This window comes from Thermopirellula anaerolimosa (genome assembly GCF_054657335.1).
The window spans coordinates 406,058-416,400 of sequence record NZ_BAAHYX010000006.1 but is presented as its reverse complement, the minus strand read 5'-3'; the positions used below and the strand labels follow the sequence as shown (position 1 = coordinate 416,400).

Genomic DNA, 10,343 nt, shown 5'->3' with positions numbered 1-10,343 from the left:
TGGGATGTGGTATAGTGACCGACGAAGCGGAAAAACTCGAACGGCGCACGGAGGAAAGCGCAACGTGCTGATTTTGCTGACGAATGACGACGGTATCTATGCCCCGGGATTGGCGGCACTGAAACAGGCTCTCGACGGCTTGGGAGAGGTTTGCGTCGTCGCCCCCGCCACCGAACAAAGCGGCGTCGGGCACTCGATTACCTATCTGCGACCGCTGATTGTCAAAGAGGTGTACCAGGGTGACCGACCTTTCGGTTACGCGGTCGAGGGTAGCCCCGCCGATTGCGTCAAGCTCGGGGTCAACGAGTTGTGCCCGCGTCGCCCCGATCTTGTGGTTAGCGGAATCAACGGCGGCCTGAACGCGGGCATCAATGTGCTGTATTCGGGCACGGTGGCCGCTGCGGTGGAGGGGGCTTTTTTCGGCATCCTCAGCGTGGCGGTTTCCTTGGAGTTCGACGAAAACCCACCGTTCGACCGAGCGGCGGGACACGTCGTGCAAATCATTCAGCATATTCACTCTCGCTGGAGCGATCTGGGCGCCCGGCTTTTCAACGTCAACATTCCGCTTCAAGCCGCATTCCAGGATTCGCCGGAAGTGCGCGTAGTCGCCATGGACGTGGGACGGTACGGCGGCAACTACGAAAAACGGACCGACCCTTGGGGCCGAACCTATTACTGGGCGACCGGTGATCCGCCTCCGCGACGAGACGCCCCCGGAACCGATTTGTTGACGCTGGCCCAAGGAAAAATCTCGGTTACGCCGTTACACTACGATTTGACGGCGAGAAGGGCACTGGAGCAAATCGACCAAAGCGATTTCGTCTTAATACCCCGCCCCGTACCATCGCCAAACGGTGCGTCCGCTGCGGTCAACCAAACGCTCGTCCTGCGATCTGCACGGCGCACTTCGCGAGGCGGGTCCAAAAGGCGCGACGGTTCCTAGCAAGAACGATGGTTTAGCCCCAATCTGCCCGGATACGGGGAGTCGAAAGGCTCATTCCGAGGGAGAATTACCATGAGGCGAGTGACGCAAGCCTGGTTGGCCGGTTGGCTTTCAATCCTGCTGATCGGTTGCGGTACGGCGGACAACGAGTCCTTCCGCGTCAAGACCGACGTGCCTGCGCCCGGGGGAGCAAACGTTTCTCAGCCCCAACAACCGACGACGCCCACGCCGCCCCCCTCGACTCCCGAACCTCCGCGTAGGCCCGTCGCAATGCCGCCGGGCATCGCATCGCCCGACGACGTCATGCAGACGCAACCGCCGCCTCCGGTCGCCGCCGAGCAAGCGACCCCGAGCGCGCCCCCGGTGGTGTCAGTGCCGGCCCAGGTCGGAGTGGGGCAAAAGGGGAGTACCTTGGGCCAACCCGGGTTCCTCACGACTCCCGTTTACGTCTATTTTCGCAGTCAGGAAATGGTGGCCTTCCGCATCCAAGTGCCGCAGGCGATGCAGCTCTTCAAGGCAACCAACGGGCGGGCGCCGCAGTCGCACGAGGAGTTCTGGCGGGAGATCATCGAAGCAAATGGAATCAAATTGCCGCAACTCCCGCCCGGTCACCGCTACGTGTACGATCCAGCCCGCGAAGAGTTGATGGTCGAACAACCGTCGCGCTAGAACGCATGCCTTGCGTGTGACCGACCCACCTTTTCGGCAAGTCCCGTGCCGACGCAACCGAACGTCGCGGCATGCCCGATCTGGAACTGCCCGACCGCGGTTTTTCGTTGGAAAACGTCCGCAGTCCAATTAGTCTGGAATTGAGAGGCGGTGTTGCGACGCGATGCGCGGCTTTCCGCCCTCGGTGGGTTTGACGCGACCCGCGACGGCGTGCCGGCGCGACTTGGGCCGAATCACGCCGGTTGCGGAAATATTCTCTCATCTCGAACGGGCGATTCGCCGGACGGCTTTCAAATGCGGACGCGATGGGTGCGGACAATCGGGATGGTGTTGGGCGGCAGCCCTGCACAAGCCAAACGCCGCCCCGCCTGCAACGCGCCCCATGCCGTTGGTTCGAGGCAAACGCATGCTAAGAAGTGGCTTTGTCTTGCCGTGACGATCGGTTTATGGGCATCGGCTCCGGATTCGCCGGCGCCGGCCCAAAGCTGGATCTTTCAGCCGTCGTATTACAGCCACTCTCCTCAGGGCGAAAGAGTAGCGCAATTTCAGCCCGAAAACTCCATCGCCTCACCTGTTGCGCCTAACTATGTGGTCAGCGGGTATCGGCATACGCGATCGACGATCCGCGGCGCGGAAAGCTACGATCACCTCCACGTGGTGCGGACTTGGGGGTTGGGTGAATTCCTTAGGCCCTACGAAGAGTGGGAGTTCCCGTTCCGTGCGGGCGCCACGCCCTACGGGCCGTGGGGAAATCCGCAGGGACCTTGGACTCTTCCTTTCGATTCTTGGCGAAACCCTTTCGGGTTGGGGCGATTGCCTAATCTGCCATGGTGGCTCTGGCCGCGATGGTAAGTTAAGCTTACCGCTGCCCGCCCAGCTTGAATCTCTCGTCTTGCCGTTACGGCTTCGCGAGTTGCTGAATTCATAATTCGGCCGTCTGCGGCGAAGCAAACGCCTGGAACGCGTTGCAGGGTTTTTCCGGTCTGCGCGGTTGCGACGACGAATCCGCTTTCTCGGAGAGGGTAGCCGGGCTTCAATCGGGCAAACAGGTGCTACGAGCGCGATTTCCCGCCGATCGTGCCCATTTTGCGGAGTAGCGCCCTCCATCTCCACCCATCACCGGTTGCCGGTCGAAGATATTTACGTACGGTAACCTCGGCGCGCAAGACCGGAACGATCCGTGTAACCCGTCGATCCAGGCGGCCGTACCGCGCATGACGCGGTCAATCGGCAAGTTAAATTTTCGTGCTCGGGGGTGGATGCATGTCCGACAAAGACGACAAACAACCCGCGCCGCCTCCGCCGCCAAGTCCGGTCCTCAACCGCTTCGTGCTGGCGGTGGTCGGCGTACTACTTGTGATGTCGCCTCTGGTCCTGTTGCCCGGTTCTCACAAGCTCGGAGATGTTCTGGCCGGCATTCTTTCCGGAGAATCGATTACGGCATTTCTTCCGGCCATGGAAGGCTCGCCTGAGGAGGTTCCCTCCACCACAACCGAGACTCCCACTCCCGAGTATGTCGTTCCCACCGCGGATTTCGCCGAAGTCTTTCGCTTCGACATTCGGCCCGACTATTTGGTGCAGCATTGGCCGCGAGTCACGGCGGCGACGGCGGGCATTCAACTACAGGGGTACCGCGTACCGCTCGTCACCGGAACGCGCGAGGATGATCTGGCCGGTTCCGTGACGTACTATTTCAACCCTCGTCAAGAGGTGCAGCGCATCACGTTTCGCGGAACAACGGGCAACGCCAACCGGTTAATCCAATACTTGGCGGCCCAATTCGGATTCTGCCACCGACCCACGAACGATCCAGGACTGTTCCTGTACGTGGTGCCGGAGGAAGGCTCGCGCGGCGGCGTGAAGAGTTACCTCTGGATCCGTCCCCAGCGCGTGCTGCGTGCCGCCGAACCGCATGCTCGATTCGAGTTGGATCTCGTTATTGAGCGTCCCACCGAGGAATTGCTCACCCGCCTGCGCGAAAGTCTTCCCGAACCCGCGGTTCCGCAAGCGTCTTCGGCCGTCCCCTTAGCCTATCCGCAATGAGCAAAGCGGCTGTCCGCCGCAAGCGGAGCGGATGCGCAGGATTGCCCCCTCTCTGAGTCGCTCAACCCGTGAGGCACCCGATTCGCGAAACACTCAGTCGTGCGGGCTCTCGCGCCAGAGCAGTGGTCGCCGCATTTGAGGCTCAATGCGGAAACGGCATTCGCCGTCCAAGAACACGCGAACCGTACCGCTCGACTCACTGACGCAAACGGCCACAGCCTTGGTCTTTCGGGTAATTGCCGCCGCCGCCCAATGCCGCGCGCCCAAGCCCTTCGATAGTACGATATCCGAAGCCGAACAGTCGATGTGCCGACACGCCGCCAGGATCGTCCCATCTTCGGAAATGATGCACGCTCCGTCCAGTTGCGCGATTTCCTTGACTCCCTCGCGGACGCGAGGATCGAATAGATTCTTCTCGTGCTTGCTGTAGCCTCGCACGGGATCGAATCCCAGCGGCCGAGTGTGTGACAAGACCTTGCGGGAATCACCGACGACGAAAATCGCGCCGACGGGTTTGCCTTCACGTCCCTCCTGGCCGATCTCCACCGCCAAATTGATTACCAACTTCAGCGTTTCGATGGGAATTGCAGTATTAAGCTCCCGAAGGTCGCGCGCGGTCAGCCTGGCCAGATGGTCCGACAGACGGATCACACTCAAAGAGTCCACGCTGGATGGCTCGAACAGCCCGAACAGGGCAATAACACGTTGCCCGCGGGTCAACAGTTCCTCGGTCACGGACTCGAGAAGCGCCTCCGTGATTCGCTCATATGGGGAGGACGTCGGCAGGTTCACGGCTACGGTTGAGAACCCGACCTCCGCGGCACCGGACAAGTACGCCAATCGTTCCGACGCAACAATCACGCGACGCTGACCGACCGCCGATCGCAAACGCCCCCAATCGCCCGGACCGTTCACGAAGATGAGAATGGCAGCCGCGTCCAATTGATCGTACAGCTTTACTCCCCCCTCCAGAAGAAAACGCAACTGCTCGGTGAAGCGAAAGCTTTCCGGGTTGTCGGGGGAGGTTTTCTTGTCGTCGACGTTTTTCTTCTCCGGGAGATTCGTTGGATTCTTGGGGTCGTCTGGCATCGCAATAGGGGCTGCGGCAAAAGAAATCGGGCGTACGCCGATCAGCTCAAACAACGTAGCGATCCAGCGTTGAGAGCAGCGGCGTTTTGTAGCGGGGTAGCTGTACGATTCTAGCCGACGGACATTTTTTTGGCAATCAAAGCGGGCGGGGCAAAAAACCTGCTGCTGTCCTAGTAGGATGCACGCGGCCTGCCTCGGCTCTTGGCGGCGCTTCGGACTATGCCTCACGAGGTCGCCCAGAGCGATGAGTCGCGCGCGACTTAGGGAGTCACGCACTAGAAAACGCCAAGCCCCGAGGTTGTAGGCAACTTCGGACAGCAGGGGAATATTCAAACCGCCCTTGAACGATCAAAAGATCGCATCCTTCACTTTGCTCGCCAAAGAAGCCGAGGGTTGCTCCCCCGTGTTTTCTCCGCGGACATATGCCTCCCAGCGACGGACGTCGTTACCGAAATCCTTTCCCGTGACCTTGCGAAGGGATTGCATGGCCAAGTACTGCGTTGCGGGATCGCGTTCGTTCAAGAACTGAGCCAAGACAGGAACGGCACTCGCGTCTTTGACTTTGCCCAAGGCTTTGATGGCGGCCTGTTTGACGTCCGCAGACGTTTCACGTCGCAGCACATCCGCGAGGACCGCCACGGCCTCGGCCCCGCCGACGTTCCCGAGCACCACACACGCATCCCACCGCACCGACTCTTCAGGGTCGTTAGCGGCGGACTTGGCCGTCTCAACTGCGGCGGCAACGTCCAGTTTCGAGAGCAATCGCAGAATCTCCCGTCGCATGAAGGGATCCGGTTCGTCGGCAAATTCCGTCTGCAACCGGGAAGCCAGCGCCCTTCGTTCCTCCGGCGTTCCGGCTTTTTTCGCGGAATCCTGCCACGCCTTGAGGCGATCCCTTGGAAGCACGACGCCGGGCGGTAGACTCGCTTGCGTGTTCTTCGCGGAACTCTTGAACGGCTGAAAACCGCGCCAAAAACTACAACCGGAAACCGCGACGACGATAACCAGCATCGGCACGAAACGATGAACGGCAACGTATAGGTTCCGCCTCTTGCACATGATCGGCCACCGAAGCCCATTTTGGGCATTGAGAATACGTCACCAGCGGCAGTTGCGTCGCCCTGCTCTCACCAACACATTCGCCCAGGTTGTACCGAATGCACAAGAGGAGGCCAAGGCGAGTTCCGATTTTCGCAGAGGCCGCCCCAACCCCTCCGCATCGATTCGTCCGTGCGTTCCGTCTCCATCGCGTTTCCCCTCCGTGAACGGAAAGAAGCATCGAACGATCGTTTCCGCACCAACTTGCCGCCTCTTTCCCGCCTGGGTATCCTACAAACGTGTTATTCGGTACTCTCTTCATCGCCGTATACATCTTGCGTTTGACCGAGCTTAGCCCTCCATACCTCCGGGGGATATCGAGAGACTAAATGCATGGGAAATCCGCAGACCGTCAAAGAGGTTCGCTGGCTGGACGTCTTCCCGTGGCTGCGTCTTTGGAACTGCCTATGGATCGCGATCACGCCGGGCAACCTCGTCACGGCCTTTGTCGGCGTCATTTTGACATATCTCGGCTGGGGCATCATCGACGCCGTCATGCCCGTGCGCCCGGCAGCCCGCATGGTTTCCGTCGGGGTTCTTGCCGTGGATGAGCCTTCGCCCGCCGGCGCCGTCGCCGGTTTCGCGGCGTCGAAGTCCGTCTTGGAAAATCTGGTGCCGGAAACGTGGCGGGTAAAATCGTCGTGGGGAGTCATGCCGGGCATTGATCGCCTGGAAGACCCGATGATCGGTATTTGGCGGCGCATGAGCGCGCCTTTCGCCGCGTTGTTTTGCGCAGCGGAACTTTCTTGGTTCGATCGCGTACGCCTGGCCCTCCAGGGGACGTGGATTGTCGCGGTCTGGGCCCTTTTCGGTTCCATGCTCACCCGACACGCGGCGCTCGAACTTGCGGGAGGAGATCGACCCGCATGGCGGGACTTGTGGCGGTTCGCCGCCTCTCGATGGCTTCATAACTTCCTGGCCCCGCTGAGCTTGGTCTTGGTTGTTTTGCTGTTGTGGGGCATCCTGACGTTGGGGGGACTGTTGCTGCTGACTTCGGATCCGGGTCTAGCCCTGGCCGGCTTGCTCTGGCCGGTGGCACTCGCGATCGGCTTGGCAGCCACATTGACGCTGGTGGGGTTGATGTTCGGTTGGCCGCTGTTGTCGGCGTCGATCAGTGCCGACGGTCAGGACGGTTTCGGCGCCGTGGGCACCGCCTTCTCTTACGTGTACCGTCGGCCCTTGCCGCTGGCCTTTTATGTAATCGTGGCCGCGTTCCTTGGCTGGTTGGCTTGGGTCATCGTGTCAGCCTTGGCGGAAAGCCTCATCTCCCTCACCAACGCCGCCGCCATGGCCGGTTTGTCGGCAACGAGAATCCACAGCCTGACCCGCGGCGATGAGGCATTAGGCCTTTTGGGCCGGTTCGGAGTAGAAGCCATTCGAAGTTGGCGTTACGTCGTACAATCCGTCGCCGTCTCGTTCCTATTCTCCTATTTTTGGGCGGCAACGACCATGATCTATTTACTTCTCCGCCGATCCGTCGATGGTACCGACTGGAACGAGGTGTACGTCGAAGAAGCCGACGACGAAAGATACATCGCTTCGCCGCCGATCGGCTCATCCCCCCAACCCGGTGATGCTTCGGAATGATCGAGCGGAGCAGCGATCGCAGGTCCTTCCGGAAAATCGAATCGTTCGAGACGCACCCGAAGCACTCCGTGTGATCAGGCGCGCAGCGCCGGATGCATGAACATCGAGGCGGTAAGAAATGCCGGTTAGACGGCGCCGGGGCCGACCGCCCCGTCGCTGATGCGGATGGTCCGTTCGACCGTCAAAACGAATACCTTGCCGTCTTCCGGATGGCCGGTGCGACCCGTCTTCGCGACCCGGGCAATCGTGTTGATCGTTCGCTCCGCGAAGTCGTCATTGACGACGATTTCCAGGAGCGACTTTCGCAGGACTCTGCCGTCGCGGCGACGCGACGACTCATCCCAGCCCAACGCAGTGCCGCGCGCAAAGCCCTGGGCGTCCGTGATTGTCAATCGGCCCACTTCGATACGATCCAAGGCTTCCCGAACGCTCTGCAATTTCGGGGGTTGAATGACGGCCAAGACCAGCTTCACGCATCACGCTCCCTGAAATCAGACCGTCCCGTGCCGTTACTCGTCGCATAAGGGCGACCGCATGGACCGTCACACCGTCTCGGGCAATTGGTACGGAGCCCTACGGACTCGGTCCAGGTGTTGATTGGCCTCGTCGTCATCCAAAAACCGCTCGGTCGAGGGGTCCCATCGAAGTCGGCGATTGACCCAACGGGCGATGTTGCACAGATGACAGATCGTCGCCGATCGATGTCCGATCTCGACGTCGGCCACCGGACGTTCGCGCGTGCGAATGCAATCCAGCCAGTTCCGCATGTGGTCATCGCTGCGATACAAATGCACCTGGAAATCGTCGTAAGGCGGTTTCCCAAGCTCGGCGGGTTCCGTGGTAAATTTCCCGCGGTCCAAGATCAACTTTCCTCGGTCGCCGATAAAGATGGCGCCGCCGCCCGGACCGTTGTCGAGATGCACGGTTACGCCGTTCGCATAACGGAACGAGACTTTCGGCGAAGCGCACAGTTTGTCGCCACGTTCCCGAGTCTCGGGTTGCGAATACGTGGGCGGGGTGAACGGGGCACCGTCCGTCCAAATCTCTACCGGACCGGTGTCGTCGGTACCCAAAGCCCATTGAATCTGGTCGAAGCCATGGGATCCCCACCCCGTGATCTCCCCGCCCGAATAAGGCCGAAACGAAATCCATCCCGGCTTAGCTCGAGGCGTGTACAAATCGAGGTGATAGGGGACGACCTCCGTAGGCCCGCACCACATGTCCCAGTCCAATCCAGCGGGAACCGGTTGCGCGGGCAACGCGCCTTCCCAAGGACTGGGATAATTGGCCGCGATCACGGTATGAACCTGGCCGATCCGTCCATTGCGAACCAATTCACAGCCCAGTCTATTGGCGGCCATGGACCGCTGCTGGCTGCCGGTCTGGAAAACGCGACCGTACTTGCGTACGGCCTCGACCATCTTGCCGCCTTCGTGAATGGTCAACGACATCGGCTTTTCCGCGTAGATATCCTTGCCGGCCTGGCAGGCGTGAATGCAAACCAAGGCCCGCCAATGATCGGGCGTGGCGGTAATGACAGCGTCCACGTCCTTGCGATCCAACAGTTCGCGGTAGTCCTTATAGGCGATGCCTTGGAACTTGCCCGCCGTTTCCTCCGCCCGCGGCAGATTGACGTCGGCGACGGCAACGATACGCCCCAGGCTGGGCACCTCCGCAAAAACCTGCAGCCCTCGCCGACCGATTCCGATCCCGCCGATGCCGATCCGTTCGTTCGCGGAGGGGGTCTCCGCAGTCCCCAACACGACGCGCGGAATCAGGACGGGCACGCCCGAGGCAACCGCGGCCGACAGCTTTAAGAAGGAACGACGCTCGATGGAACGGCGATGACTCACGTTGTTTTCCTCCCAGATCAAAACCCTGATTTGCCGACGCCGCACCCCCGCAATCGGGAACCGACCGCTATGCCCGTCTGCTACGAAGCGGCGCGACCGCTACGGCGGACTGTGTTCAGTTTCATGAGAACGGAAGGCTGTGTCAATAACCTTAGCGAGCGCAAGGACCGACCGGCAAACGGCAAAGCACCCAGCATTGGGGACAACGCGAATACGCTCTCGTTGAAAGTCAAGAGCATTCATCCATGCGGGACATCGCGGTTGGCATCGTTGGTGCAAGACACCTTTTGGCTAAAGCAAGCCCTTTTGGGCAGAACCTTTGCAGACATCAACGACGACGTGCCATGGCATTCCCTGCGGAAATGCTAACTCACGGAGAGGGCCGACTGCTGCCACGTCAAAGAGGCGTTGCAGGAAACTTCATGCGCCGAATGAAGACTACGGGCGCCCGAAGCGAGTGGGCGGGAGGGCGCAGCAAGGTAGCAGGCTTTCTCCAAACCTGCCGGTGACGGTCCAATACAAGCACCAAGCCCGCGGCTATGCCACCCCAGGATGAGTGACGTGGTAACGAAAAGTAATCGGGGCGACCGGATTTGAACCGGTGACCTCTTGCACCCCAAGCAAGCGCGCTAATCCAGGCTGCGCCACGCCCCGATCTCTCGAATAGTTTAGCCGAGGTTGCCGGGTAACACAATGCCGGGCGCCGGACCGTGTCACCCCCGACTAGAAATGTCCCCTGATTCTCACGAATAGAAATGTCCCTTGCTCTAAGTGAGGAACCAGCGAACCGCCCAGCCTTCCCACCCGATACCTGCGGTCGATTCCCATGACTCGAACGAATCCCCGCTCGCCCAACCACCCGGCGGAATCGCTGCGGGGATGGGCTTCCCGTCTCGAAGACCTCGCACTCCAACGCTCTGCCAAAGGCATTCGCCCGCCTTACGCAGACGACAATGACGCTGGTCCGACCGGCCATCGGCACGCTGTTAATCGCATGTCTCTTGCGGGTAGCTACCTGCTTAAGGAACACCTCAAACCGGATCAGCCGAACGAAGCGAGGC

General features: G+C 60.5%; 9 protein-coding genes and 1 tRNA gene. 5 read left to right on the top strand and 5 right to left on the bottom strand.

Translation table 11 applies throughout. The features are described from left to right. Window positions 1-64: 64 nt before the first annotated feature. The 4 genes from surE (at window position 65) to ACYQ6J_RS07700 (ending at window position 3,655) form a co-directional block, all read left to right on the top strand. Window positions 65-943, top strand: coding sequence for a 5'/3'-nucleotidase SurE (gene surE / locus ACYQ6J_RS07715; RefSeq protein ID WP_460183602.1), 879 nt, complete (start codon window positions 65-67; stop codon window positions 941-943). A gap of 72 nt (window positions 944-1,015) precedes the next feature. Then, window positions 1,016-1,612, top strand: a complete 597-nt coding sequence (locus ACYQ6J_RS07710; protein WP_460183601.1) for a hypothetical protein — start codon at window positions 1,016-1,018, stop codon at window positions 1,610-1,612. A 432-nt stretch (window positions 1,613-2,044) separates the two neighbouring features. After that, window positions 2,045-2,464, top strand: coding sequence for a hypothetical protein (locus ACYQ6J_RS07705; protein ID WP_460183600.1), 420 nt, complete (start codon window positions 2,045-2,047; stop codon window positions 2,462-2,464). Between the two features lie 411 nt (window positions 2,465-2,875). Then, a complete protein-coding gene (locus ACYQ6J_RS07700) occupies window positions 2,876-3,655 on the top strand; it encodes a DUF6690 family protein (RefSeq protein ID WP_460183599.1) in 780 nt (259 codons plus the stop codon). Between the two features lie 93 nt (window positions 3,656-3,748). Here ACYQ6J_RS07700 and ACYQ6J_RS07695 read toward each other — a convergent pair whose 3' ends face one another. Next, window positions 3,749-4,798 carry a DNA integrity scanning protein DisA nucleotide-binding domain protein gene (locus ACYQ6J_RS07695; RefSeq protein WP_460183598.1) on the bottom strand — a complete coding sequence of 350 codons (1,050 nt, stop codon included), beginning with the start codon at window positions 4,796-4,798 and terminating at the stop codon, window positions 3,749-3,751. 294 nt (window positions 4,799-5,092) lie between these two features. Next, on the bottom strand, window positions 5,093-5,803 hold the full coding sequence (locus tag ACYQ6J_RS07690; protein WP_460183597.1) for a HEAT repeat domain-containing protein: 711 nt from the start codon (window positions 5,801-5,803) through the stop codon (window positions 5,093-5,095). Between the two features lie 372 nt (window positions 5,804-6,175). Here ACYQ6J_RS07690 and ACYQ6J_RS07685 point away from each other — a divergent pair, with 372 nt between their 5' ends. Then, entirely contained in the window at window positions 6,176-7,429 is a 1,254-nt protein-coding gene (locus ACYQ6J_RS07685; protein ID WP_460183596.1) for a hypothetical protein, read from the top strand. 125 nt (window positions 7,430-7,554) lie between these two features. Here ACYQ6J_RS07685 and ACYQ6J_RS07680 read toward each other — a convergent pair whose 3' ends face one another. From ACYQ6J_RS07680 to ACYQ6J_RS07670, 3 genes are all read right to left on the bottom strand, one after another. Next, window positions 7,555-7,902: a P-II family nitrogen regulator gene (locus ACYQ6J_RS07680; protein WP_460183595.1), complete on the bottom strand. Its 348-nt coding sequence runs from the start codon at window positions 7,900-7,902 to the stop codon at window positions 7,555-7,557. 69 nt (window positions 7,903-7,971) lie between these two features. Continuing rightward, window positions 7,972-9,282, bottom strand: coding sequence for a Gfo/Idh/MocA family protein (locus tag ACYQ6J_RS07675; RefSeq protein WP_460183594.1), 1,311 nt, complete (start codon window positions 9,280-9,282; stop codon window positions 7,972-7,974). A 578-nt stretch (window positions 9,283-9,860) separates the two neighbouring features. After that, a tRNA-Pro gene (locus tag ACYQ6J_RS07670) sits at window positions 9,861-9,936 on the bottom strand. Between the last annotated feature and the right edge of the window lie 407 nt (window positions 9,937-10,343).

Excerpts from the sequence above, each read along its gene's own strand:
- ACYQ6J_RS07710 (WP_460183601.1), top strand. The coding sequence starts at position 1,016 with ATGAGGCGAGTGACGCAAGCCTGGTTGGCCGGTTGGCTTTCAATCCTG.
- ACYQ6J_RS07685 (WP_460183596.1), top strand. The coding sequence starts at position 6,176 with ATGGGAAATCCGCAGACCGTCAAAGAGGTTCGCTGGCTGGACGTCTTC.
- ACYQ6J_RS07690 (WP_460183597.1), bottom strand. The coding sequence starts at position 5,803 with ATGTGCAAGAGGCGGAACCTATACGTTGCCGTTCATCGTTTCGTGCCG.
- ACYQ6J_RS07700 (WP_460183599.1), top strand. The coding sequence starts at position 2,876 with ATGTCCGACAAAGACGACAAACAACCCGCGCCGCCTCCGCCGCCAAGT.